The sequence below is a fragment of the Streptomyces sp. R818 genome, from assembly GCF_056172735.1.
On sequence record NZ_JAOCNE010000003.1, the window covers coordinates 294,522 to 318,719 of the forward strand.

At 72.0% G+C, this 24,198-nt stretch carries 22 protein-coding genes; 18 read left to right on the forward strand and 4 right to left on the reverse strand.

Going from position 1 to position 24,198, the window contains the following annotated elements:
- Nucleotides 1–402: 402 nt before the first annotated feature.
- The 4 genes from N5I75_RS06440 to N5I75_RS06455 all read left to right on the forward strand — a co-directional run bounded on the left by N5I75_RS06440 (nucleotide 403) and on the right by N5I75_RS06455 (nucleotide 5,621).
- Nucleotides 403–1,194, forward strand: a complete 792-nt coding sequence (locus N5I75_RS06440) for an MIP/aquaporin family protein (protein WP_476675206.1) — start codon at nucleotides 403–405, stop codon at nucleotides 1,192–1,194.
- 66 nt (nucleotides 1,195–1,260) lie between these two features.
- Complete coding sequence (gene glpK, locus N5I75_RS06445; protein WP_476675208.1) at nucleotides 1,261–2,808, forward strand: glycerol kinase GlpK; 1,548 nt, start codon at nucleotides 1,261–1,263, stop codon at nucleotides 2,806–2,808.
- Between the two features lie 9 nt (nucleotides 2,809–2,817).
- Nucleotides 2,818–4,434 carry a glycerol-3-phosphate dehydrogenase/oxidase gene (locus N5I75_RS06450; RefSeq protein WP_476675210.1) on the forward strand — a complete coding sequence of 539 codons (1,617 nt, stop codon included), beginning with the start codon at nucleotides 2,818–2,820 and terminating at the stop codon, nucleotides 4,432–4,434.
- A gap of 128 nt (nucleotides 4,435–4,562) precedes the next feature.
- Nucleotides 4,563–5,621: an LLM class flavin-dependent oxidoreductase gene (locus N5I75_RS06455; RefSeq protein WP_476675211.1), complete on the forward strand. Its 1,059-nt coding sequence runs from the start codon at nucleotides 4,563–4,565 to the stop codon at nucleotides 5,619–5,621.
- 6 nt (nucleotides 5,622–5,627) lie between these two features.
- Here the strand turns inward: N5I75_RS06455 and N5I75_RS06460 are convergent, their stop codons facing one another.
- Both N5I75_RS06460 and N5I75_RS06465 read right to left on the reverse strand, forming a co-directional pair.
- Nucleotides 5,628–6,152 carry a MarR family winged helix-turn-helix transcriptional regulator gene (locus N5I75_RS06460; RefSeq protein ID WP_476675213.1) on the reverse strand — a complete coding sequence of 175 codons (525 nt, stop codon included), beginning with the start codon at nucleotides 6,150–6,152 and terminating at the stop codon, nucleotides 5,628–5,630.
- Nucleotides 6,153–6,266: 114 nt separating this feature from the next.
- Entirely contained in the window at nucleotides 6,267–7,631 is a 1,365-nt protein-coding gene (locus N5I75_RS06465) for an MFS transporter (protein ID WP_476675215.1), read from the reverse strand.
- Nucleotides 7,632–7,836: 205 nt separating this feature from the next.
- On the opposite strand from N5I75_RS06465, the gene N5I75_RS06470 reads away from it, so the two are divergent.
- From N5I75_RS06470 to N5I75_RS06535, 14 genes are all read left to right on the forward strand, one after another.
- Nucleotides 7,837–9,321 (forward strand): aldehyde dehydrogenase family protein, encoded by a 1,485-nt coding sequence (locus N5I75_RS06470; protein WP_476675217.1) that lies wholly within the window; start codon nucleotides 7,837–7,839, stop codon nucleotides 9,319–9,321.
- Nucleotides 9,322–9,345: 24 nt separating this feature from the next.
- Nucleotides 9,346–10,251, forward strand: coding sequence for a VOC family protein (locus N5I75_RS06475; protein ID WP_476675219.1), 906 nt, complete (start codon nucleotides 9,346–9,348; stop codon nucleotides 10,249–10,251).
- Complete coding sequence (locus N5I75_RS06480) at nucleotides 10,248–11,045, forward strand: aspartate dehydrogenase domain-containing protein (protein WP_476675220.1); 798 nt, start codon at nucleotides 10,248–10,250, stop codon at nucleotides 11,043–11,045. Before N5I75_RS06475 ends, N5I75_RS06480 begins: the two co-directional genes overlap by 4 nt.
- Nucleotides 11,042–11,827 carry an alpha/beta fold hydrolase gene (locus tag N5I75_RS06485; protein ID WP_476675222.1) on the forward strand — a complete coding sequence of 262 codons (786 nt, stop codon included), beginning with the start codon at nucleotides 11,042–11,044 and terminating at the stop codon, nucleotides 11,825–11,827. Before N5I75_RS06480 ends, N5I75_RS06485 begins: the two co-directional genes overlap by 4 nt.
- 10 nt (nucleotides 11,828–11,837) lie before the next feature.
- Entirely contained in the window at nucleotides 11,838–12,359 is a 522-nt protein-coding gene (locus tag N5I75_RS06490) for a cupin domain-containing protein (protein WP_476675224.1), read from the forward strand.
- On the forward strand, nucleotides 12,352–13,092 hold the full coding sequence (locus tag N5I75_RS06495) for an SDR family oxidoreductase (RefSeq protein WP_476675226.1): 741 nt from the start codon (nucleotides 12,352–12,354) through the stop codon (nucleotides 13,090–13,092). Before N5I75_RS06490 ends, N5I75_RS06495 begins: the two co-directional genes overlap by 8 nt.
- Nucleotides 13,093–13,111: 19 nt before the next feature.
- Nucleotides 13,112–13,888, forward strand: a complete 777-nt coding sequence (locus tag N5I75_RS06500) for an SDR family oxidoreductase (RefSeq protein WP_476675228.1) — start codon at nucleotides 13,112–13,114, stop codon at nucleotides 13,886–13,888.
- 32 nt (nucleotides 13,889–13,920) lie between these two features.
- On the forward strand, nucleotides 13,921–15,546 hold the full coding sequence (locus N5I75_RS06505; protein WP_476675230.1) for a thiamine pyrophosphate-binding protein: 1,626 nt from the start codon (nucleotides 13,921–13,923) through the stop codon (nucleotides 15,544–15,546).
- A gap of 12 nt (nucleotides 15,547–15,558) precedes the next feature.
- Nucleotides 15,559–16,503 (forward strand): PDR/VanB family oxidoreductase, encoded by a 945-nt coding sequence (locus N5I75_RS06510; protein ID WP_476675232.1) that lies wholly within the window; start codon nucleotides 15,559–15,561, stop codon nucleotides 16,501–16,503.
- Between the two features lie 20 nt (nucleotides 16,504–16,523).
- The gene (locus N5I75_RS06515; protein ID WP_476675234.1) at nucleotides 16,524–16,754 is read left to right on the forward strand and encodes a recombinase-like helix-turn-helix domain-containing protein; all 231 of its coding nucleotides are present in this window, start codon (nucleotides 16,524–16,526) and stop codon (nucleotides 16,752–16,754) included.
- Nucleotides 16,755–16,759: 5 nt separating this feature from the next.
- Nucleotides 16,760–17,773, forward strand: a complete 1,014-nt coding sequence (locus N5I75_RS06520; protein ID WP_476675236.1) for a Rieske 2Fe-2S domain-containing protein — start codon at nucleotides 16,760–16,762, stop codon at nucleotides 17,771–17,773.
- Between the two features lie 62 nt (nucleotides 17,774–17,835).
- Nucleotides 17,836–18,507, forward strand: coding sequence for a FadR/GntR family transcriptional regulator (locus N5I75_RS06525; protein WP_476675238.1), 672 nt, complete (start codon nucleotides 17,836–17,838; stop codon nucleotides 18,505–18,507).
- Nucleotides 18,508–18,727: 220 nt separating this feature from the next.
- Nucleotides 18,728–19,627, forward strand: a complete 900-nt coding sequence (locus N5I75_RS06530) for a PAC2 family protein (RefSeq protein ID WP_476675240.1) — start codon at nucleotides 18,728–18,730, stop codon at nucleotides 19,625–19,627.
- Nucleotides 19,628–19,874: 247 nt separating this feature from the next.
- Nucleotides 19,875–22,280, forward strand: a complete 2,406-nt coding sequence (locus tag N5I75_RS06535; protein ID WP_476675242.1) for a S8 family serine peptidase — start codon at nucleotides 19,875–19,877, stop codon at nucleotides 22,278–22,280.
- Nucleotides 22,281–22,383: 103 nt separating this feature from the next.
- On the opposite strand, the gene mshC is transcribed toward N5I75_RS06535, so the two are convergent.
- Both mshC and N5I75_RS06545 read right to left on the reverse strand, forming a co-directional pair.
- Nucleotides 22,384–23,613, reverse strand: a complete 1,230-nt coding sequence (gene mshC, locus N5I75_RS06540; protein ID WP_476675244.1) for a cysteine--1-D-myo-inosityl 2-amino-2-deoxy-alpha-D-glucopyranoside ligase — start codon at nucleotides 23,611–23,613, stop codon at nucleotides 22,384–22,386.
- A 103-nt stretch (nucleotides 23,614–23,716) separates the two neighbouring features.
- Entirely contained in the window at nucleotides 23,717–24,154 is a 438-nt protein-coding gene (locus tag N5I75_RS06545; RefSeq protein ID WP_476675246.1) for an SRPBCC domain-containing protein, read from the reverse strand.
- Nucleotides 24,155–24,198: the final 44 nt, after the last annotated feature.

The window sequence follows — 24,198 nt, forward strand, 5'->3', positions numbered from 1 at the left end:
TCCACGGACGGGGCGCTTCCGTTTCAAGGTGCAGCTTGCACCTTCCCGCGCGACCATCGATGCACGTCCACGACGACTCGATGCGCGTCCACGACGACTCGACGCACGCACACGACGACTCGCCGCACGCGCACGACAACCCTGACCGCGCCACCCATGACCGCAGCGTACCGATAGGCACGATCGATCAATAACGATCGTGCTTTGGATAACAGAACCCTTGACGATCGAACTGGCCCGAGAGCAAACTCGCGTCCATCGGTCGGCATTGTCGAACACCTACCGGCAATACGCGTTAGAGTGTGACGAGGCCAGGCCGAGACCGCCCTCACTGGAGGGCGCGGACCACCGGAGAGGGACCCGGGGTTCGGTTTCCCTGGACGAAGGACAAAGGAGTCGCGGGTGTCCAGCTCCGACATCTTCATCGGCGAGACCATCGGTACCGCCGTGCTCATCCTGCTGGGCGGTGGCGTCTGCGCCGCCGTCACTTTCAAGCGCTCGAAGGCTTTCGGGGCCGGCTGGGTCGCCATCGCGTTCGGCTGGGGCTTCGCGGTCCTGACCGGCGCCTACCTCGCGGGCGGCGTCTCGGGCGCCCACCTGAACCCCGCGGTCACCATCGGCCTCGCCATCGAGGGCGGCACCAAGTGGAGCGACGTACCGCTCTACCTGGGCTCGCAGCTGCTCGGCGCGATGATCGGCGCCGTACTGGTCTGGGCGACGTACTACGGCCAGTTCCACGCGCACCTGACCGACCCGGAGGTGCTCGCCGCGCAGCCCGACGAGGACGGCCTGGTCGACCAGAAGGCCGCGCCCAAGGCGGGCCCCGTGCTCGGTGTCTTCTCGACGGGCCCGGAGATCCGCAACGTCGCGCAGAACATGATCACGGAGATCATCGCGACCGTCGTGCTGGTTCTCGCCATCCTCACGCAGGGCCTGAACGACGGCGGCAACGGCCTGGGCACGCTCGGCGCCCTGATCACCGCGCTCGTCGTCGTCGGCATCGGCCTCTCGCTCGGCGGGCCGACGGGCTACGCGATCAACCCGGTCCGTGACCTCGGCCCGCGCATCGTGCACGCCCTCCTTCCGCTGCCCAACAAGGGCGGTTCCGACTGGTCGTACGCCTGGATCCCGATCGCGGGCCCGCTGATCGGCGGCGCCATAGCCGGTGGCCTGTACAACGTGGCGTTCAAGTAGGCCGCCCGAGCCCGCCCAGTCTGCGAGAACCCGCCCGAGCATCGAGAACTTCTTCAGGAGCACCCCGTGAGCGACGCACACACCGCAGGACCCTTCATCGCGGCGATCGACCAGGGCACCACGTCCAGCCGCTGCATCGTCTTCGACAAGGACGGCCGGATCGTGTCGGTCGACCAGAAGGAGCACGAGCAGATCTTCCCGAAGCCGGGCTGGGTCGAGCACGACGCCAACGAGATCTGGGCGAACGTGCAGGAGGTCGTCGCCGGCGCCGTCAAGAAGGCCGGCATCACCCGCGACGACATCAAGGCCATCGGCATCACCAACCAGCGCGAGACGACGCTGCTCTGGGACAAGAACACCGGTGAGCCCGTCCACAACGCCATCGTCTGGCAGGACACCCGCACCGACGCCCTCTGCCGGGAGCTCGGCCGCAATGTCGGCCAGGACCGCTTCCGCCGCGAGACGGGCCTCCCCCTCGCCTCGTACTTCGCCGGGCCCAAGGCCCGCTGGCTGCTCGACAACGTCGAGGGGCTGCGCGAGCGCGCCGAGGCCGGCGACATCCTCTTCGGCACGATGGACAGCTGGGTCATCTGGAACCTGACCGGCGGTGTCGACGGCGGCAAGCACGTCACCGACGTCACCAACGCCTCGCGCACCATGCTGATGAACCTGCACAAGATGGAGTGGGACGAGCGCATCTGCAACTCCATCGGCGTGCTGCCCAACATGCTGCCCGAGATCCGCTCCTCCGCCGAGGTCTACGGAGAGGTCACCGGCGGCAAGCTCGGCGACCTCCTCGGCGGCATCCCCGTCGCCTCCGCGCTCGGCGACCAGCAGGCCGCCCTGTTCGGCCAGACCTGCTTCGCCGAGGGCGAGGCGAAGTCCACGTACGGCACCGGCACCTTCATGCTGATCAACACCGGTGACAAGGCCATCAACTCCTACTCCGGGCTGCTGACGACCGTCGGCTACCAGATCGGCGACCAGAAGCCGGTCTACGCCCTGGAGGGCTCCATCGCGGTCACCGGTTCGCTGGTGCAGTGGATGCGCGACCAGATGGGCCTCATCAAGTCCGCCGCCGAGATCGAGACGCTCGCGTCGTCGGTCGAGGACAACGGCGGCGCCTACTTCGTCCCGGCCTTCTCCGGTCTGTTCGCCCCGTACTGGCGCCCCGACGCCCGCGGTGTGATCACCGGTCTGACCCGGTACGTCACCAAGGCGCACATCGCGCGCGCCGTCCTGGAGGCCACGGCCTGGCAGACCCGTGAGATCAGCGACGCCATGACCAAGGACTCCGGCGTCGAGCTCACGGCCCTCAAGGTCGACGGCGGCATGACCTCCAACAACCTGCTGATGCAGACCCTCTCGGACTTCCTGGACGCCCCCGTGGTGCGCCCGATGGTCGCCGAGACGACCTGCCTCGGCGCCGCCTACGCCGCCGGTCTCGCCGTCGGCTTCTGGTCCTCCACCGACGACCTGCGCGCCAACTGGCGCCGCGCCGCCGAATGGACCCCCCGCATGGACGCGGCCACCCGCGACCGTGAGTACAAGAGCTGGCTCAAGGCCGTGCAGCGGTCCATGGGCTGGCTCGAAGACAGCTCTGTCGAGGAGTAACACCCCACCATGACTACCAAGACCACCCTGCAGACCGTGCCTGCCCTCGGAACGCACCCGGCCGCCGGTTCGAACCCGACCCGCGCCGAGACCCGCGAGCAGCTTTCCAAGGCGACGTACGACCTCCTGGTGATCGGCGGCGGCATCCTGGGCATCTCCACTGCCTGGCACGCCGCGCAGTCCGGTCTCAGGGTGGCCCTGGTCGACGCCGGTGACTTCGCCGGTGCCACGTCCTCCGCCTCCTCCAAGCTGCTCCACGGCGGTCTGCGCTACCTGCAGACCGGCGCGGTGAAGCTGGTCGCGGAGAACCACTTCGAGCGTCGCGCGGTGTCGAAGAACGTGGCGCCGCACCTCGCCAACCCCCTCACCTTCTACCTGCCCGTCTACAAGGGCGGCCCGCACGGCGCGGCCAAGCTGGGCGCGGGCGTCTTCGCCTACAGCGCCCTGTCCGCGTTCGGCGACGGCGTCGGCCACCTGCTCTCCCCCGCCAAGGCGCAGCAGGACGTGCCCGAGCTGCGCACCGAGAACCTGAAGGCCGTGGCCGTGTACGGCGACGACCAGATGAACGACGCGCGGATGGCGCTGATGACCGTGCGTGCGGCGGTCGACGCCGGTGCCGTCGTCCTCAATCACGCCGAGGTGACCGGCCTGCGCTTCACCAAGGGCAAGGTGACCGGCGCCGAGCTGAAGGACCGTACGAGCGGCGACGAGTTCGGCGTCAACGCCCGCCTCGTCCTCAACGCGACCGGCCCGTGGGTCGACCACCTGCGCAAGATGGAGGACCCGGACGCGGCCCCCTCCATCCGCCTCTCCAAGGGCGCGCACCTCGTTCTGAAGCGGACCTCGCAGTGGAAGGCCGCGCTCGCCACCCCCATCGACAAGTACCGCATCACCTTCGCCCTCCCCTGGGAGGACATGCTGCTTCTCGGCACGACCGACGAGGAGTACGAGGGCGACCCGGCGGACGTCGCGGTCAACGAGAAGGACATCGACCAGATCCTGGACGAGGCCGCCTTCTCCGTCCGCGACCAGCAGCTGAAGCGGGATCTGATCACGTACTCGTTCGCGGGTCTGCGCGTCCTTCCCGGCGGTCCCGGCGACACGTCCAAGGCCAAGCGCGAGACGGTCGTCACCGAGGGCCGGGCGGGCATGCTGTCCGTCGCGGGCGGCAAGTGGACGACGTTCCGCCACATCGGCCGCACGGTGATGAAGAAGCTGGAGGCGCTGCCCGGCCACCCGCTCGGCAACGACTTCGAGCCCATCGGCGAGCTGCCGAAGCGGCTGCCGCTCCCCGGTGTCGCCAACCCGCGCGCCGTCGCGCACCGCCTCCTCATCGACAACCCGGCGCCCGGCCCGCAGATGTCCGCCGACACGGCCAAGCACCTGGCGACCCACTACGGTTCGCTGGCCTTCGACATCGCGCGGCTGGCCAACGAGAACCCGGAGCTGGGCGAGCGCGTCCACCCGGACGCCCCGGAGATCTGGGCGCAGGTCGCCTACGCCCGCGACCACGAGTGGGCCGAGACCCCGGACGACGTGCTGCGCCGCCGCACCACACTGACGATCCGCGGCCTCGCCACGGACGAGGTGCGCGGCAAGGTGCAGGACATGCTCGACAAGAAGTAACCCGCAGCGCGGATGTAAGGGGCGGCTCCCACGGAGGGCCGCCCCTTACGCATCCGCCCCTTGAGCATCCCCGGGCGCCGCCATGCGGCGGACATACGGCAGCAATGTGCGCGGGCGACAGTGGAGCCATGAGATTCCAGGTCCTGTCCATCATCGGCCACGCCCCGCACCCGCTGACCGGTGAACTCCCGTCAGCGGCGGACCGGTTGGCCGAGGTCGTCGAGGTCGGTGTCGCCGCGGAACAGCTCGGCTACGACGCGTACGCGGTCGGCGAGCGGCACGCGGGCCCGTTCCTGTCGTCGAGCCCGACCGTGATCCTCGGCGCCCTTGCGGCGCGCACGACCCGGATCAGGCTGCTCACGGGCGTCACGGTCGTGGCGATCCTGGACCCGGTGCGGGTCGCGGAGGACTACGCGACGCTCGACCAGCTCTCGCGCGGCCGCGTCGAACTCGTCATCGGCAAGGGCGCGGAGGCGGGCCACTTCGACCTGTTCGGCCTCGACGAGGCGCGCCAGTGGGATCTGCAGAAGGAGAAGTACGAGCTGCTGCGCCGGCTGTGGACGGAGGAGGGCGTCGACTGGGACGGCGAGTTCCGGCCCGCCCTGAAGGGGGTGACGACGGTGCCGCGCCCGTACGCGGGTCTCCCCCGTGTCTGGCACGGCTCGGCGACCTCCCTCAACTCCCCCGAGCTGGCGGCCCGGCACGGCGATCCGCTGTTCACGGCGAACGCGATCCAGCCCCGGGCGGCGTACGCGAAGCTGATCGACCACTACCGGGAGCGGTTCGCGGCGTACGGGCACGATCCGGCGCGGGCGCACGTGGCGGCGGGCTCGGGCGGGCTGCTGATCGCGGACACGCACGAGCAGGCCGTCGCCCGGTACAAGGAGCTGTACGAGGCGAAGGTCGCCCAGTCCTTCAAGCCGCACCTGGCCGGCAAGGCGGGCTACAACACACCGTTCCGGACGATCGAGGACGCCATCGCGGACGGTCCGCAGCTCATCGGCTCGCCGCAGCAGATCATCGACAAGATCCTCGGCTACCACGCGGTGTACCGGCACGACCTGCAGTCCGTGACGGTGGACACGTTCGGGCAGGGGACGAGCGAGCAGATCGAGACGCTGCACCGGTTCGCGGAGGAGATCGCGCCGGTGGTGCGGGCGGCGGCGCCGAGCACTCTGTGGGAGTGAGCGGCTCTACTCCGCCGCGTCCGATTCCACGATGGAGCGCTCCAACTTGGCGAGCAGGCGGGCGAGTTGACGGCGCTCGGACGGGGAGATCCCGCCGAGCATCCTGTTCTCGTTGTCCAGGTGCTCGGCGAAGACCTCGTCGACCTTGGCGAGTCCGTCGTCGGTCAGCCGGGAGTAGACGACGCGCCGGTCCGCCGCGTCGCGCTCGCGCACGATGAGGCCGTCCTTCTCCAGGCGGTCCATGCGCAGGGTGACCCCGGCCGAGGAGACAAGGCCGGAGTCGGCGAGCTGTCCGGCGGTGAGCCGGTAGGGCGCGCCCGAGCGGCGCAGCGCGGTCAGCACGTCGAACCCGGCGACGGACAGGCCGTGCCGCTCGATCGACGCGTTGAGCTTGGTGTTGTACCGCAGGAACGAGCGGTGCAGCCGGGCGAGCACTTCGAGCGGGGCGGTGTCGAGTTCGGGCCGCTCGCGCGCCCAGTCCGCCACGATCTGTGCCACGGCGTCCTGCCGTGTCGCCTTCCGCTCGGCCATTCCCGCCCCTCGCACCGCTTCCCGGGTGGGCGCGAACTCGTACGCCCCTGAGAATTCTACCCCTGAAACGATGGCGTGCGGCGGCGCAGGAATCAGGACGCCCTGAGCTGCGCGCTACGCGTTGAGCTCCTCCAGCGTCCGCCCCTTCGTCTCCACGGCGAACAGCGCGACCACCGCGCCCGCGCCCGCCACGCACGCCAGTTGCGCGAAAACGAGGCCGAGGCTGCCGCCCGAGCCGATGATCGCGCCGACCGTGATGGGGCCGAGGATGACGCCGAGCCGGTTCCACAGGCCGCCGAACGCGGCACCCCTGGCACGGTTGGACGTCGGGTACAGCTCGGGCGAGTAGAGGTAGAGGCCCGCGTTGATCGCGTAGACGAAGAAGGTCGTGCAGGAGGCGAAGACGGCGACCTGGAGCCCGGAGGTGACGCCGGTGAGGGCGAGCGTGCCGAGGGCCAGGGCCGTACCGGCGAGCGCGGCGACGAGGGCGGGGCGGCGGCCGATCCGGTCGATGACGAGCGCGACGGCGAACGTGCCGACGAGCCCCGTGACATTGCTGAGCAGGGTGTAGACCAGCGCCGTGGTCAGATCGAGGCCGAAGTTCTTCGTGTAGAGCGAGGGCAGCCAGGTCGAGATGCCGTGGTTGACGTAGTACGCGACGAACCACAGCGCCGACAGGACGGTGGTGCGGCGCAGGTAGCGGCCGGTGAACAGGTCGCGGAGGCGGCCCCGCCGCACCTCCTCCGCCGGGGCGCCGGACGGCTTGGGCAGCGGCTCGCCGACCGCCTTCTCGACCTCCGCCTCGATCCGCGCGATGACCTGTTCGGCCTCCTCGACGCGGCCCTGGGTGAGCAGCCAGCGGGGTGACTCGGCGACGTGCCGGGGCAGCAGCGCCGCGATCACGACGGGCAGCGCGCCGATCACGAACATCGCGCGCCAGCCGAGGTTCGGCACGACCCACACGGCGACGAGGCCGGCGGCCGCGAGCCCGGCCGGGAAGATCATCTCGTAGAGGAGGACGAAGCGGCCGCGCTTGTCGGAGCGGGCGATCTCGTTGATGTACGTGGCCGCGACGGGGACGACGCCGCCGATGCCGAGGCCCTGCACGAACCGGAAGAGGGAGAAGAGTTCGATCCCGTTCGCCAGGGCGACGGCGAGGCTGGCCACGCCGGTCGTCGCCACGCCGAGGGCGACGGTCCGCACCCGGCCGATCCGGTCGCCGAGCCAGCCCGCGAGCAGGGCGCCGAGCAGCATGCCGACCGAGGCGGTGGTGACGGCGAAGGTGGCCTGGCCGGTCGACAGGTGCCAGTCCTCGGTCAGGACGGGCAGGGCGGAGGCGGCGAGGAGCTGGTCGAAGGCTTCGAAGAAGGTCACGGCGCCGATCAGGAATCGGACCTTGACGTGCCAGCGGGAGTGCGGCAGCCGTTCGAGCCTGGCTGCGATCGAGCCGAGGCCCTGTTTGCCGGCCACAGTCGTCATGGAGGGGTCCTTCCGCGAACACGGAACAGAGGAGTCGAGCACGGAACAGAGGAGTTCCGCCGACAGTAGGAGGCAGCACCTAAGTGGTCAATGGTTAGGCGCTTAGCCATATGAACAACACCCATCACCGCAGGGGGTCTTGCGAGAAAACATTTAAGCGCTTAGCTTTCTAGCACTTCACCAACCCCATGTTGCGGAGGCAGCCGTGTACCGGACCCCTGTCGAGATCCTCGTCGCGGGCCGCTGGCGTCGCGGCGGCGGCGAGCCCTTCGACACCGTCGACCCGGCCACCGGCGAGGTGCTCGCCACCGTGCACGCCGCGTCCGCCGACGACGTGGACGAGGCCGCACGGGCGGCGGCGCGGGCCGCGAACGACCCGGCCTGGCGCGACCTGCTCCCCCACCAGCGGGCCCGACTCCTGCACCGGGTAGCGGAGTTGACCGATGCGGCCGCCGACGACCTCGCGGCGACGCAGACCGCCGACACCGGCAAGACGCTCACCGAGACCAAGGCGCTCGCGCTCAGCGCGGCCGGCACGTTCCGCTACATGGCGGCCGCCCTGGAGACCGCCGAGGACACCGTCACACCCTCGCGGGGCCCGTACGTCACGATGAGCGTGCACGAGCCGATCGGCGTCGTCGGCGCGATCAACCCGTGGAACTCACCGGTCGCCAGTGACGCGCAGAAGATCGCGCCGGCCCTGGCGGCGGGCAATGCCATCCTGCTCAAGCCCGCCGCCTGGACCCCGCTCGTCTCCCTCGCGCTCGGCCGCCTGATCACCCGGGCGTTCACCGAACACGGGCTGCCACCAGCGCTGCTGTCCGTCCTGCCCGGCAGCGGCCGGGTCGTCGGCGACGCGGTCGTCCGGCATCCGCTGGTCGGCCGGATCGGGTTCACCGGCGGCACGGAGACCGGCCGGTCCATCGCCGCGATCGCCGCGGACAAGCTCATCCCGGCCTCGCTCGAACTGGGCGGCAAGTCGCCGACGATCGTCCGTGCCGACGCCGACCTCGAACAGGCGCTGGCAGGCGTGCTGTTCGGGATCTTCTCCTCCAGCGGGCAGTCCTGCGTCGCGGGGTCCCGGCTCTTCGTCGCCCGCGAGATCCACGACGCGTTCGTGTCCGAACTGGTCGCCCGGGTGCGGAAGTTGCGGGTCGGCCCCGGCACCGCGCCCGACACCCAGGTCGGCCCGCTCGTCCACACCAAGCACCGCGACTCGGTCGCCGCGTACGTGGACCTCGCGCGCTCGGAGGGCGCCGAGGTGCTGTGCGGCGGAGCCGCGCCCGACAGCCCCGGGTACGAGAACGGCGCGTACTACCTGCCCACCGTCCTCACCGGCCTGCCGAACTCCTCGCGCACCTGCCAGGAGGAGATCTTCGGCCCCATCCTGGTCACGCTCCCCTACGACGACGAGGACGACCTGGTCCGCCAGGCCAACGACTCCGTCTACGGGCTCGCCTGCGGGATCTGGACCCGCGACCACCGCGCCGCCTGGCGCCTGGCCCGCCGGATCGACGCGGGCACCGTCTGGATCAACACGTACAAGCAGTTCAGCGCCTCCACCCCGTTCAGCGGGATGAAGGACAGCGGGCTCGGCACGGAGAAGGGGCGCGGCGCCATCCGCGCCTACCAGCGCCAGAAGTCCCTCTACTGGTCCACCTCCGACACCCCGCTGCCCTGGGCCAACTGACCACCCGATCACCGGAGTCCCGCCATGCCCCACCCCCCGATCGCCCGGCTGCGCGCCCTGCGCTCCGTGGAACTGCTCACCCCCTCCTTCGCCGAGGCCACCGACTTCTACGAAGACGCGTGGGGCCTGGAGGTCGTCGAGTCCGAGCACAGCGCGAGCTGGCTGCGCGGCACCGGCGACGAACACCACGCCCTCCAGCTCACCCGCTCCGAGCGGACCGGCCTCGGCCGGCTCGTCTTCGCCGTCGCCACGCCCGCCGAGATCGACGAGGCGGCCCGCCGCCTCGAAGCGCGCGGCATCGTGCCGGTCGCCGGTCCTGGACCGCTCGACCAGGTCGGCGGCGGCTACGGCCTGCGCTTCCACGACCACGAGGGCCGCCTCGTCGAACTGTCCGCCGACACGTGGGCGGTCCGCCCGCGCGGCCGGGACGAGGCGGTGCCGGTCGGCGTGACCCACACCGTGCTCAACACGCCCGACATCGACACCGCCGTCGCCTTCTACCGCGACGTCCTCGGCCTGCGCGTCTCCGACTGGTCCGAGCACCAGATGGCGTTCCTGCGCTGCAACGCCGACCACCACTGCATCGCGTTCAACCAGGCCGAGTGGGTCTCGCTCAACCACGTGGCGTACGAGATGAGCTCGGTCGACCACTTCATGCGGGGCCTGGGACGACTGCGGCACCACGGGATCGTGCCGAAGTGGGGCCCGGGGCGGCACGGCCCCGGCAACAACACCTTCTCCTACTTCACCGACCCGACCGGGCTCGTCTGCGAGTACACCTCCGAGGTCGCCCAGGTCGTCGAGGACCGGTGGATCGCCAAGGTGTGGCGGCGCGTGCCGGAGCTGTCCGACCTGTGGGGCACGGCGGGCCCGCCGTCGCAGGAGATCCGCTGTCACATGGCCGGTGAGCCGGAAGGGACACACGTATGACCAGGGCACTCGCTGTAGGGCTCGTGGGCTGGGGCGCCATCGGGCGCGTCGTCGGCGCGGCGCTCGCCGGTCAGGACATCCCGGGAGCCGAACTGACGTGCGTCGTCGACAACCGTCCGCTCGGCGAGGCGGCGCCCGCCCCGCAGGTCTCCTTCGAGGACGCGATCGAGCGCTGCGATCTGCTCGTGGAGGCGGCCGGCCAGGGCGTCGTACGGGAATGGGGCGAGCGCGTCCTCAGCGCGGGCACCGACCTGCTCGTGGCCTCGACCGGAGCCCTCACCGACGATGAGCTGGCCAAACGGCTCCTCGCCGCCGGACCCGGCCGGGTCTACTTCACCGGCGGCGCGGTCGGCGGCCTCGACCTCCTCCAGGCGGTGCGCTCCCTCGGCCCCCTGGACGAGGTCCGCCTCACCACGACGAAACTGCCCTCCACCCTCGAACAACCGTGGATGGACGATGACTTCCTGGCCCGGCTGCGTGCGGCGACCGGACCCGTCGAGGTCATGGCGGGCACGGCGCGCGAGGTGCCGGTGAGGTTCCCGAAGTCGACGAACGTCGCGGCCTCGGTCGCCCTCGCCGTCGGCGACCTGGACGCTGTGCGGGTCCGGGTCGTCGCGGACCCGGCGGCGACGCGGACCCGGCACGTCATCGAGGCGTCGGGGCCGCACGGCGCGTACCGCTTCGAGGTGGCGCACCGGCCCGACCCCGCGAACCCGGCGACCAGCCAGGTCGTGCCGTACGCGGTGCTGCGCTCGCTCGCGGCGCTGGCCGGACGGACGGGGCAGATCCTGTGAGCACCCTTCATGTGCGGGAGGCCGGGTCCGGCGGCCCGCTGCTCCTCTGCCTCCACGGCATCGGCTCGTCCTCGGCGGCCTTCGCCCCGCAGCTCGACGCCCTCGCCGCGCACGCCCGCGTCGTCGCCTGGGACGCGCCGGGGTACGGCAAGTCGCCCGACCCCTCCGCCCCGCTGGACCTCGACGGCTTCGCCGACGCCGCCGCCGACGTGATCCGCTCCCACGGGGTCCCGGCGCACGTACTCGGCGTCTCCTGGGGCGGCGTCATCGCGGTCCGGCTCGCCACTCGCCACCCGGAGCTCGTCGCCTCGCTCGTGCTAGCGGACTCCAGCGCGGGGTCCGGCACGGACGGGGCGAAGGCGGCCGGGATGCGGGCGCGCGCCGAGGAGCTGGCCGCGCTCGGGCCCCGGGCGTTCGCCGAGCGGCGCGGGCCCCGGCTCGTCTCCGACCTGGCCCCGGCCGCGCTGGTCGAGCGGGTCGTCGACACCATGGCCGACGCGGTCCGGCTGCCCGGCTACGGGTACGCCGCCGAGGCCATGGCGGGCGCCGACCTGCGCCCCGAACTGTCCGCCGTCACCGCGCCCGCGCTCGTCGTGTGCGGCGACCGCGACACCGTCACCGGCACCGAGGCCTCCCAGGTCCTCGCCGGTGGCCTGCACAGATCCGCCTTCGTGATCGTCAAGGACGCCGGTCACCTGGCCAACCAGGAACAGCCCTCGCGGTTCAACGCCTGGGTCCTGTCCCACCTGCACATCGTCACCGCCCAGCCTCAGCACCCGTAAGGACGCCACCATGCCTCTGACCACCACCGCGTACGACAACGGCGACGACCTGGCCGCGTACACCGACTCCCTCATCGCCACGAAGGAGTCCCGCGTCGCCGACTTCGACACGCTGTCCTTCCAGGAGAAGGCGGGCCCGCAGTACCGGCGCGGCCAGATCCGCTACGTCGGCTCGGGCGCGACCGGCAACCACGAGGGCGACCGGCGCATCCTCCCCTCCGGCGGCTTCACCTTCTCCAACATGCTGCTTCCGCCCGGCGCCGAGGGCCCGGCCCACACCCACCACGACGTGGAGGAGGCGTTCTTCGTCCTGGAGGGCGAGGTGCGGGTCGGCATCCACCGCGGCGCCGAGGAGGCGGAGTACCGCACGCTGGGCTACCGCGACATGATCGTCGTGCCCGCCGGGGTGACCCGCTCCCTCAAGAACGAGGGCGACACCGACGCCCTCTTCTGCGTCGTCATCGGCACGCAGAAGCCGCAGGTCCCGTCGTACCCCGCGTACTCGCCGATGCACGGTGTCACCCGTGACTGACGCCCCGCTGGTCGTCGTGACCGGGGCGGGCCGTGGCCTCGGTCTGGCCATGGCCCGCCGGGCCGGCGCGGACGGCTTCCGGGTCGTCGTCGCGGAGGTCGACCGAGAGCGGGGCGCCGGGGCCGCCGCCGGGCTGCGGACCGAGGGGATCGACGCCCACTTCGTACGGTGTGATGTCGCCGATCCGGCGTCGGTCGCGGAACTGGCCGACGCGGTACGGGAGCTGGGCGGCCTGTACGGGCTCGTCAACAACGCGGCGCTCGCCAACGGTGTCGGCGGCAAGGAGTTCCAGGACATCGACGTCGAGGTCTGGGACCGGCTGATGACGGTGAACGCGCGCGGGCCCTGGCTGGTCGCGAAGGCCCTGTACCCGTTCTTCGGTCCGGTCGGCCGCATCGTGAATCTCGCCTCCGACGCGGCGCTCCACGGCTCCCCGCGCCTCGCGCACTACATCGCCTCCAAGGGCGCCGTCATCGCCCTGACCAGGGCGATGGCCCGGGAGCTCGGCGAGCGCGGCATCACCGTGAACGCCCTCGCCCCCGGCCTCACCGAGTGCGAGGCAACCGAGACCGTCCCGGCGGAACGGCACGGCCTCTACTCCGCGAACCGGGCGATCTCCCGGGCCCAGCGGCCCGACGACCTGGTCGGCCTCGCCGCCTTCCTCCTCTCCGAGGAGTCGCGCTATCTCACCGGACAAGTGATCGCCGTCAACGGCGGCTTCACGATGAACTGACGTACTGGAGCGAACACTCATGGATCTGGGCCTCGCCGACCGGGCCTATCTGGTCACCGGCGGCAGCTCGGGCGTCGGCCTGGCCACGGTCCGCGCCCTGCTCGACGAGGGCGCCCACGTCGCCACGTGCGGACGCGACGCCGAGCGTCTCCAGCGGATCGGCACGCACGAGCGGCTGTTCACGGCCGTGTGCGACGTGCGGGACGCCGACGCCGTCCGCGGTTTCGTCGCCGCCTCCGCCGACGCGTTCGGCGGGCGGCTCGACGGGCTCGTCAACAACGCCGGGCAGTCCCGGATGAAGCGCCTGGACGAGACCACGGCGGACGACTGGCGCGACGAGCTGGAGCTGAAGTTCGCGGGCGTGCTGAACCCGTTGCAGGCGGCCCGGAGCCTCCTGAAGGCGTCCGGCGCGGCCTCCGTCGTCAACGTCAACGCCGTCCTCGCCAAACAGCCCGAACCCCGCCTCATCACCACGAGCGCGGCCCGCGCGGGCATCCTCAACCTCTCCAAGTCCCTGGCCACGGAGCTGGCGGCCGACGGCATCCGGGTCAACTCCGTCTGCCTCGGCCTCATCGACACCGGGCAGTGGACCCGCCGCCACGCCGCCGCCGGTTCCGGCGTCCCGTACGAGGACTGGCAGGCGGAGCTGGCCGCCGACCGGGGCATCGCCCTCGGCCGGCTGGGCCGGGCCGAGGAGGTCGCGTACGCGGTCCTCGCGCTGCTCGCGCCCCGGGCCTCGTACATCACCGGAACCAGCGTCGACGTCTGCGGCGGAGTCGGCCGCTCCATTCTCTGACCTTCGCGAACCGAACCATCTGAGGGGTGCGCATGCAGTACGCCAATGGGGGCGACCTCCTCGTCGCTGTCCTGAAGGAACTCGGCATCGACACGGTCTTCGGGATCGTCTCCGTGCACAATCTGCCGCTGGTCGAGGCCGTCGACCGCGACCTGCGCTTCGTCCCCGTGCGGCACGAGGCGACCGCCGTCAACGCAGCGGACGCCCACGGGCGGGCCCGCGGCTCGATCGGCTGCGCGCTCACCTCGACCGGGACGGGCGCGGGCAACGCGGCCGGTTCACTCGTCGAGGCGCTCGCCTCCGGCACGTCCGTGCTGCACGTCACCGGACAGGTCGAGACGGCCCACCTGGGCAGCGGGCGCGGCTTCATCCACGAGACGAAGGACCAGCTCGGCATGTTGCGGGCGGTCTCCGCGTACGCGGCCACGGTGCCGTCCGCCGGGGACGCGGGCCGGGTCCTGCGCGAGGCGGCCCGCGCCGCGCTCGCCTCACCGGGCGGCCCGGCGAGCGTCGAGTGGCCGATCGACTTGCAGTACGCGGCTCAGGACGACGCGCCCCTTGAGGTAGGTGTCCCCGAGCGGCCGGCGCCCACCGCCGCACAGCTCAAGGCCGCCGGTGACCTGCTGCGGTCCGCCGAGCGCCCCCTGATCTGGGCCGGTGGCGGCGCGACCCGCGCCCGCGCCGAACTCGCCGCGCTCGTCGAGGCGACCGGCGCGGGGCTGCTCACCTCCAACTCCGGGCGCGGCGCCGTGCCCGAGGACCACCCGCAGGTCATCGGCAACTTCGCGACGGCCCCGGCCGGCCGCGCGCTGCTCGCGGACGCGGATGTCCTGGTCAGCGTAGGCACGCACTTCCGGTCGAACGAGACCGCGGACTACGGGCTCGGCCTGCCCGCCGCGCATCTGCAGATCGACGTGGACGAGGCCGCCCTGGGCCGCGTCCACCCGGCCGCGCACGCCCTCCACGGCGACGCCGCCGACGTGCTGTCCGCCCTGCTCCCCCATGCCCGTACCGCCGATCCGGCCTGGACGCGCCGCGTCGGGCAGGTCCGGGGCGAGGTGCGCGCCGCGCTGCACGAGAACATCGGGCCGCAGGCGGCGATCTGCGACGCGCTGCGCGCCGCGCTCCCCCGGGACGCGGTCGTCGCCCGGGACGTCACCATCGCCTCCAGCAGCTGGGGCAACCGCCTCCTGGAGATGTACGACCCGCGCGCCAACGTGTTCCCGCGCGGCGGCGGCATCGGGCAGGGGCTCGGCATGGGCATCGGCGCCGCGCTCGCCGCGCCCGAGCGGCCCACCGTCGTCATCGCGGGCGACGGCGGCCTCGCCGTGCACCTCGGCGAACTGCTCACGGTCGCGCAGGAGCGGCCCCGCCTCACCGTCCTCGTCTTCAACGACGGCGGCTACGGCGTCCTGCGCAACATGCAGGACCGCTACGGCGAACGCCGCTCCGGTGTCGACCTGACCACGCCCGACTTCGAGCTGCTCGCCCGCGCCTGCCGCCTGCCGTACCTGCGGATCGCGGACGCCGGGGACGCCCGTCCGGTGATCGAGCGGGCCGTCGCCGCCGAGGGGCCGACGCTCGTCGAGGTGGACCTGGCGGCGCTCGGCCCGATGAAGACCCCGTTCACCCCGCCCGTGAAGATCCCCGCCGCGTAGGGAGGCCGCGCCATGACGACCACCGAAGAGCGTTCCTTGTCCCTGCTCGTCCGCCGCATGACCTGGGAGGCCGAGGGCGTCCTGTCCGTCGAGCTGACCCACCCCGACGGCAAGCCGCTGCCCGCCTGGGATCCTGGCGCCCACATCGACGTGCACGTGGGCGGGCAGGTCCGGCAGTACAGCCTGTGCGGCGACCCGGCGGCGACCGGCACGTACCGCATCGGCGTCCTCAACGAGCCGTCCTCGCGCGGCGGTTCGCGCCACGTCCACACCGCGCTCCGGCCCGGCCAGCAGGTCACGGTCTCCGAGCCGCGCAACCGCTTCGCCCTGGAGGAGGCGCCCGCGTACGTGTTCGTCGCGGGCGGCATCGGCGTGACGCCGCTCCTCGCCATGGCGCGGGAGGCCGCGCGGCGGGGCGCCGAGTGGCGGATGGTGTACGGCGGACGCAGCCGGGCCTCGATGGCGTTCACCGACGAACTCGGCGCTCTCGGGGCCGCGTTGACGCTCGTACCGCAGGACGAGCTGGGCCACATCGACCTGGCCGCCGCCCTCGCCGACCTGCCGGAAGGGGCGCTCGTCTACTGCTGCGGGCCCGAGCCGCTGCTCACCGCGATGGAAGCGGCGTGCCCGGCGGACCGGCTGCGGGTGGAGCGGTTCGCCGCGCCGGTGGCCGAACCCGGCGCGGACGACGCCGAGTTCGTCGTCGAGTGCGCCTCCTCCGGGCGCACCCTCACCGTCGGCGCCGGCACCTCGATCCTGGCCGCCGCCGAGGAGGCCGGGCTCGACGTGGCCAGCTCCTGCCGCGACGGCATCTGCGGCTCCTGCGAGACGCGGGTGCTCGACGGCGCCCCCGACCACCGCGACTTCCTGCTCTCCGACGCCGAGCGCGCCGCCAACACCTCGATGATGATCTGCGTCTCGCGCTGCGCGTCGGGCCGCCTCGTCCTCGACCTGTGACCTGACCTCTGGAGACACCCATGACCACGCACACCGACTGGCCGTACCTGGAGATCCACCAGTCCCGTACGCACGAGCCGAGCCCTTACGAGTACAAGCTCGCCGCCACCCTCGAAGAGGTCTTCACGAAGGAGGGCCACGAGCTGGCGGACGTCGTGCGCGGGCTGAACGCCCGCCAGGTCCACGCCCCCGACGGGGCGCCGTGGACCGAGGAGACCTTCCGCGCCGAGATGCACCGACTGGGAGCGTGACCGCCATGTCCCTCACCACCACGACACCGACCGCCGACCAGCAGTACGCCACCGGCCTGCGCGGGCAGTGGCACCCGGTCGTCCCGTCCTCGTTCGTCGCGCCCGGCGCCATGCGCAAGGTCACCGTCCTCGGCGAGCAGTGGCTGCTGTTCCGCCGCTCCGACGGCGCGCTGAGCATGCTCGCCGACCGCTGTCCGCACCGCGGCGCCCCGCTGTCGCTCGGCAAACACCTGGGCGACCGGGTGGCCTGCTGGTACCACGGCGTGGAGGTCGAGACGGACGGCACGGTCTCGTCCGTGCCGGGTCTGCCGGGCTGCAACCTGGAGGGCAAGCAGCTCGTCGTCTCCCTGCCGGTGCGGGAGGTGTCGGGCGCGGTGCTCGCCTACTTCGGTACGGAGCAGCGGCCGGGGCCCGTCGAGCTGACGCTCCCGGAGCCGCTCACCGACCCGGACACCGACGCGATCCTCTGCTACGCCGAGTGGGACGTGCCGTGGCGCTACGCCGTCGAGAACCTGCTCGACCCCATGCACGGCGCGTTCCTGCACCACGACTCGCACACGATGTTCGACGGCGACACGACCGCCAAGTTCCGTATCCGGGAGACCGACCGCGGCTACTTCTTCGAGAAGACCGACCAGCGCGGCGTCAACTTCGACTGGGTCGAACTGTGCCGCACCGGCGTGGACTGGGTGGACCTGTCGATCCCGTACCCGCCGTCCGCGGGCCCCGGCGGCCCGTTCGGCATCGTCGGCATGGTCCGGCCGGTCGACGCGGAACGGTGCGCCGTCTTCTTCTGGCGCTACCGCAAGGTCCAGGGCTGGCAGCGCGACAGCTGGCGGTTCCTGTACAGGACGCTGATCGAGGAGCGGCACTGGGCGGTCCTTGAGCAGGACCGGGTGATGCTGGAGGCCATGCCGGCCGACGCCGACCAGCGCGAGAACCTCTACCAGCACGACCTCGGCGTGGTGCGGCTGCGCCGGCTGTACCGGGCGGACGCCGGGGAGCGGGCCGGCGCGTGAGCCCATAATGGTCCCGGACATCGGGGGTGTGTGCCCTCCGGGGACGAGCAGAGGGGGCCGCCGTGGCCGTCACCGACGAGGCCATCGAGAAGATCAAGGGCATGATCGTCTCGGGTGCCCTGCGCCCCGGCGACCGGCTCCCCAAGGAGAGCGAACTCGCCGGGGAGCTCGGCCTGTCCCGCAATTCGCTGCGCGAGGCCGTACGCGCCCTGTCGCTGATCCGCATCCTCGACGTCCGCCAGGGCGACGGCACGTACGTCACCAGCCTCGATCCGCAACTGCTCCTGGAGGCGCTGAGTTTCGTCGTGGACTTCCACCGCGACGACACCGTCCTGGAGTTCCTCGCCGTCCGCCGCATCCTGGAGCCCGCGGCGACGGCGCTGGCCGCCGGCCTCATCCCCGAGGAGCGGCTCGACGCGCTCGACGCGCAGCTCGACGCGCTGGGCGCCGAGCCGTCGGTGGAGGCGCTGGTCGCCGCCGACCTCGATTTCCACCGCGGGATCGTCGCCGCGTCCGGCAACGCGGTCCTGTGCTCCCTCCTCGACGGCCTGTCCGGGCCGACGACCCGGGCGCGGATCTGGCGCGGTCTCACCCAGGAGGACGCGGTCGGCCGCACCCTGCGCGAGCACCGGGCGATCCTGGCGGCGCTGCGCGACCGCGACGCGGAGGCCGCCCGGTCGTGGGCGACGGTGCACATCGCGAGCGTGGAGCAGTGGCTCCGCTCGACCTTGTGACGAAGTGGTCCCCGACGTCTCGAAGTGGACAAGCGGTCCCCGACGTCTCGAAGTGGACAAGCGGTCCCCGACGTCTCGAAGTGGACAAGTGATCCCCACGGGTGGAGTGCGATCGTCCGACTCGGGGCAGTCTTCCGTACGCCGTAAGGTGGGCAGGTACGCGATGGGGTCCCCCCAGGCGGCCGACATGGCGCTGGGGTATGTCGGAAGGAGGCGCTGGGTGATCGAGCTCGAGGGAGTTCCCGAGCTGGTCGACCCGGTCATGGTGGCCGCGTTCGAGGGCTGGAACGATGCCGGCGACGCCGCTTCCACCGCGGTCGCGCATCTGGACAAGGAGTGGAAGGGCGAGGTGTTCGCGGCGCTGGACGCCGAGGACTACTACGACTTCCAGGTCAACCGGCCGACGGTGTGGCTGGAGGACGGCGCGCGCAAGATCACCTGGCCGACGACGCGGCTCTCGGTGGTCCGGGTCGGCGGTGCGAAACCGCGCGACCTGGTCCTGGTCCGGGGCATCGAGCCGTCCATGCGCTGGCGCTCGTTCTGCAACGAGATCCTCGGTTTCGCGCACGAGCTGGGCGTCGAACTGGTCGTCATCCTGGGCGCGCTGCTCGGTGACACCCCGCACACGCGTCCGGTGCCGGTCTCCGGGGTCACCTCGGACCCGGATCTGGCCACGCGCATGGACCTGGAGGAGACCAAGTACGAGGGTCCGACGGGCATCGTCGGCATCCTCCAGGAGGCGTGCACGCACGCGGGCGTCCCGGCGGTCTCGCTGTGGGCGGCGGTCCCGCACTACGTGTCGCAGCCGCCGAACCCGAAGGCGACCCTGGCGCTGATCAACCGCCTGGAGGACCTGATCGACCTGCCGATCCCGCTGGGCGACCTGCCCGAGGACGCGCGCGCCTGGCAGGTGGGCGTGGACCAGCTCGCGGCGGAGGACAGCGAGGTCGCGGAGTACGTGCAGAGCCTGGAGGAGGCGCGGGACACCGCGGAGCTCCCGGAGGCGTCCGGCGAAGCCATCGCCCGCGACTTCGAGCGCTATCTGCGCCACCGCGACCCGGGCGACCGGACGCGGCCGCCGAAGCCGCCGCGCCCGGAGGGCGAGGGCGGGGACGAGTAGGAGTCCATGACAAAGGCGGGCGCCATCGGCGCCCGCCTTTGTCATGGGCCGCGCGCCTTTGTCCCCGGCATGGGAACGGATTGCCGAGTGTCCCCGCTTCAACTTCATTTCAAACTCCCTTGAGGAACTGGGTCTGGACGGCCGCCCCCGGCAGTAGCAGGGTGTGCCCCGACGAGCACGCAGGAGCACGGCACCGGCACACAGGCACACCCGTACGACCGGACATGGCGAGGGGAGCTGTGGAGCGATGACCGATCAGCACGCGGAACCGGCGCACGGCCCGGGGGCGGGGCCCGGGGCGGCGGGTCCAGGGCCTGACGGATCCGGGTTCACCTATCGCGGCGCGGAGGAGGAACTGATCGTCCTCGCGCGGCCCGAGGCCCGGCTGCGGGTCCAGGCAGACGGGGTGCGCTCGGCGGCGGGCGCGGACGTCTCCGCCCTGAACATGTTCCTCGGCGACGAACAGCTCACGATGGAACCGCTGTTCGGCAGCGAGGAACGCCTGCACAGCGTGTCCGAGGCGTCGGCGGCCGGGGCGGACGTCCCCGACCTGGCGCTGTTCTACCGGGTGCGCGGCGGCGCCGACCGCGCCCAGGAACTGCGCTCCCGGATCTCCGCGCTGCCCGGCATCGTGACGGCGTACGTGAAGCCGGGCGCGGTGCCCGCGTCGATGCCGGAGGAGTACGACGACACGTACGAGGCGCGGCGCATGAAGGAGAAGACGGCCGCGACCCCCGACTTCACCGCCCGCCAGCGCTATCTCGGCCCCGCGCCCGAGGGCGTGGACGCGCACTGGGCGTGGCAGCGGCTCGGCGGCAACGGCGAGGGCGTCACCGTGATCGACGTGGAGGGCGCCTGGCAGCTCGGCCACGAGGACCTGTCGGCGAAGCTCGCGGGGCTGGTGATCGGCACGCCGATCGCGGACGTGGCCTGGCGCAACCACGGCACGGCGGTCCTCGGCGTGATCGGCGGCGACCGGGGCGAGCACGGCGTCACCGGCATAGCGCCCGAGGCGGTCACGGCGGCGGCGTCGTTCCAGGGTGTGGGCACGGCGGCGGCGATCCACGCGGCCGCGCAGCGCCTCTCCCCCGGCGACATCGTCCTGATCGAACTGCACCGTCCCGGGCCGCGCTTCGACTTCGCGCCCCGGGACGACCAGCGCGGCTACATCCCCCTGGAGTGGTGGCCGGACGACTTCGCGGCGGTCAAGTACGCGACGGCGAAGGGCGTCGTGGTCGTGGCCGCGGCGGGCAACGGCGCGGAGTCGCTCGACGACGCGGTCTACGAGCGGCGTCCCGACGCGTTCCCGTCCTGGTGGCACAACCCGTTCAACCCGTCCAACCGCTCGTCCGGCGCGGTCCTGGTGGGCGCGGGCGCGCCGCCGCCCGGCACGCACGGCCGCGACCACGGCCCGGACCGCTCACGCCTCGCGTTCTCCAACTTCGGCGCCCGGGTGGACGCCCAGGGCTGGGGCCGCGAGGTCACCACCACGGGCGGCTTCTGGGACCGGCCCGGCGACCTCCAGGGCGGCAGCGAGGAGATCGCCTGGTACACGGACACCTTCTCCGGCACGTCGTCCGCCTCCCCGGTGGTCGTCGGCGCGCTGGCCTGCCTCCAAGGGATGCTCAAGGCGGGAGGCCAGCGCCCGATGACGTCGCAGCGGGCGCGGGAGGTGCTCCGGGCGACGGGTTCGCCGCAGCAGGACGCGCCGGGCCGCCCCGCCTCGCAGCGCATCGGCAACCGGCCCGACCTCAAGGGCGCGGTCACCAACGTGCTGCCGTCGACGGTCGGCTCGGGCCAGGCCGAGCGGTTCTGGGACGAGCTGATCCCGTATCCGCCGGAACTCCCGCCCCGCATCCGCCTGTTCGTGGCGGGTGACTGGCGCAATCTGAACCATCCGTCCCCCGAGATCCGCCAGGCGGTGCACGCCGCCTTCGCGGGGGACGGCCCGACGTACGTGTCTGGTTCTCGGACGACGAGGTCGTCGGCCTGGTGGTCACGGGCTGACGGTCTCCCACGCAACGACGAGAAGGGGTACGAGTATGAGCACCACCCCGCAGATGGGCCAGTTCGGCCAGCAGCAGCAACAGCAGCCCTTCGGCCCGCCGCAGTTCGGGCAGCAGCAGGGCCGGCAGCAGGGCCCGAGCACGGTCCCGCCGCAGCTCCAGCAGATGGGCCAGGGAATGCAGGGCATGCAGGGCCAGCAAGGCATGCAGGGCCAGCAGCAGCTCCCGCCGCAGTTGCAGCAGCAGCTCCAGCAGATGGGTCAGCAGCAGCCGTTCCAGCACCTGCTGCACCAGATGGGCCAGCAGCAGGGGCAGCAGCAAGGCCAGCAGGGACTACAGGGCCAGCAGGGGCAGCAGCACCGGGTGCCGCAGGCCGAGATTCCGCAGGTCTCGACGCAGTCCGTCGTCACGGGCGTCGCGGTCAGCTTCTTCGACCTCATCCAGCCGTTCCCGGGCCAGGCCGACATCCTCTACCTGTACGTGGACGGCCAGTGGCGGGTCCTGATCGACCCGAAGCAGGAGACCCACGCCGAGGTGCAGAACGCGTTCGTGTACGGCCAGCGGGTCTACGGCTACTACGACACGAGCAACCCGGGCCTCTTGGTCGGCATCGCCGTCACGCTCCCCTGACACGCGCGCGCCCATGAGACAGCCCCTCCGGCGCTTGAGGAGCGGGGTCCGGGGCGGAGCCCCGTGGCCTCGGCATCCGGCCCCGGAGGGGCTTACAGGGAAACGGGCGGGTGCGGGGACCTAGAGTGCGACCCCGAGCAACGCGTCGACGGCCCGCGAGACAACCCCGGGCGCCCCCTCATCCGCACCGCCCCGCGAGGCCTGAAGCTCCGCCCACCGATCAACGGCGGCCAGCGCCGCAGGCGAGTCCAGGTCGTTGGAGAGCGCCGCCCGCACCTCCTCGACCAGAGCCTCGGCAGAGGGCCCGTCGGGCCGCGACACAGCCGCCCGCCACCGCCCGAGCCGGGCCACGGCATCCGCGAGGACCTGATCCGTCCACTCCCAGTCGGCCCGGTAGTGGTGGGCGAGGAGCGCGAGCCGGATCGCGGCCGGGTCGACACCGTCCCGCCGCAGCTGCGAGACGAAGACGAGGTTGCCCTTGGACTTGGACATCTTCTCGCCGTCGAGCCCGACCATCCCGGCGTGCACGTACGCCTTGGCCATCGGGAACTCACCGGTGAGCGCCTGCGCGTGCGAGGCACCCATCTCGTGGTGCGGGAAGGCGAGGTCGGAGCCGCCGCCCTGGACGTCGAAGCCCATGCCGAGGTGGTCGAGGGCGATGGCGACGCACTCGATGTGCCAGCCGGGGCGCCCACGCCCGAGGGAGCCACCGTCCCAGCTGGGCTCGCCCTCGCGCGCGGCCATCCACAGCATCGGGTCGAGCGGGTTCTTCTTGCCGGGACGCTCGGGGTCGCCGCCGCGCTCGGCGGAGAGCAGCCGCATCGTCTCGGCGTCGAGGCGGGAGACGGAGCCGAAGTGCGGATCGGCCTCGACGGAGAAGTAGATGTCGCCGTCGAGCTCGTACGCCGCGCCGGCGTCCCGGAGCCGCTCGACGAGCGGCACGATGCCGGGTATGGCCTCGACGGCGCCTATGTAGTGCTGCGGCGGCAGCATCCGCAGGGCGCTCATGTCCTCGCGGAACAGGGCGGTCTCGCGCTCGGCGAGCCCGGCCCAGTCGATGCCGTCGCGGACGGCGCGCTCCAGGAGCGGGTCGTCGACGTCCGTCACGTTCTGGACATAGTGCACCTGCCGCTTGGTGTCGAGCCACACGCGCTGCACCAGGTCGAACGCGTTGTAGGTCGCCGCGTGACCCATATGGGTCGCGTCGTACGGCGTGATGCCGCAGACGTAGATACGGGCGACGGGACCGGGGTCGAGGGTGACGAGCCCATCGGTCGCGGTGTCGTGGATCCGAAGGTCGCGGCCCTTGCCGGGCAGGGCGGGGACCTCAGAAGCGGGCCAGGCATGCATGCCTTGAGCGTAACCGGACGGTGCGTCCGCATACGAACCGGACCCGCGATCGGACCTGCTCCGATGGCCGACGAGGCGCTCTTGCGCATCCATGACGGGCGCGCTACCCGACGACCGTGGCCCGGATCGCGGCGCAGAGGCCGAGAGGGCGTATCCCGTGCAGCAGGTAGGCGCGCAGGCCGCAGACGAAGTACGTCCAGCCCTGCGTCTGCCCCACGGCCCGGGCGGCGCCCTCCGTGCCGTCCCCCATGGGCTGCTCCGTGACGGTGACGCGGGTGCCCCCGTCGTCATCGGCCAGCTCGATCCGCGCGTCGGCGCCGGGCCGGCTCCAGGAGATCAGCCGATCCGTCTCGATCTCGCCGACTCGCATGTCGAAGGTCGCGTCGACGTGCCCGGAGCGCCAGGTCACGACTGTGCCCGGCACCATGGCGGCGGACGCCTCGGCCGTGAAGGAGCTCGACAGGCCGTCCGGGCTCGCGATCGCGGGGAAAACGTCCGCGACCGGCCGGTCGACGCGGTCCTCGACCATCAGCTTGGTCATGCCTCCGACGGTAGTGCCGCCCACTGACAGCCGCCCCCGGGCGC

Excerpts from the sequence above, each read along its gene's own strand:
- N5I75_RS06450 (WP_476675210.1), top strand. The coding sequence starts at position 2,818 with ATGACTACCAAGACCACCCTGCAGACCGTGCCTGCCCTCGGAACGCAC.
- N5I75_RS06455 (WP_476675211.1), top strand. The coding sequence starts at position 4,563 with ATGAGATTCCAGGTCCTGTCCATCATCGGCCACGCCCCGCACCCGCTG.
- N5I75_RS06460 (WP_476675213.1), bottom strand. The coding sequence starts at position 6,152 with ATGGCCGAGCGGAAGGCGACACGGCAGGACGCCGTGGCACAGATCGTG.
- N5I75_RS06465 (WP_476675215.1), bottom strand. The coding sequence starts at position 7,631 with ATGACGACTGTGGCCGGCAAACAGGGCCTCGGCTCGATCGCAGCCAGG.
- N5I75_RS06475 (WP_476675219.1), top strand. The coding sequence starts at position 9,346 with ATGCCCCACCCCCCGATCGCCCGGCTGCGCGCCCTGCGCTCCGTGGAA.
- N5I75_RS06480 (WP_476675220.1), top strand. The coding sequence starts at position 10,248 with ATGACCAGGGCACTCGCTGTAGGGCTCGTGGGCTGGGGCGCCATCGGG.
- N5I75_RS06490 (WP_476675224.1), top strand. The coding sequence starts at position 11,838 with ATGCCTCTGACCACCACCGCGTACGACAACGGCGACGACCTGGCCGCG.
- N5I75_RS06500 (WP_476675228.1), top strand. The coding sequence starts at position 13,112 with ATGGATCTGGGCCTCGCCGACCGGGCCTATCTGGTCACCGGCGGCAGC.
- N5I75_RS06505 (WP_476675230.1), top strand. The coding sequence starts at position 13,921 with ATGCAGTACGCCAATGGGGGCGACCTCCTCGTCGCTGTCCTGAAGGAA.
- N5I75_RS06510 (WP_476675232.1), top strand. The coding sequence starts at position 15,559 with ATGACGACCACCGAAGAGCGTTCCTTGTCCCTGCTCGTCCGCCGCATG.
- N5I75_RS06515 (WP_476675234.1), top strand. The coding sequence starts at position 16,524 with ATGACCACGCACACCGACTGGCCGTACCTGGAGATCCACCAGTCCCGT.
- N5I75_RS06520 (WP_476675236.1), top strand. The coding sequence starts at position 16,760 with ATGTCCCTCACCACCACGACACCGACCGCCGACCAGCAGTACGCCACC.
- N5I75_RS06535 (WP_476675242.1), top strand. The coding sequence starts at position 19,875 with ATGACCGATCAGCACGCGGAACCGGCGCACGGCCCGGGGGCGGGGCCC.
- mshC (WP_476675244.1), bottom strand. The coding sequence starts at position 23,613 with ATGCATGCCTGGCCCGCTTCTGAGGTCCCCGCCCTGCCCGGCAAGGGC.
- N5I75_RS06545 (WP_476675246.1), bottom strand. The coding sequence starts at position 24,154 with ATGACCAAGCTGATGGTCGAGGACCGCGTCGACCGGCCGGTCGCGGAC.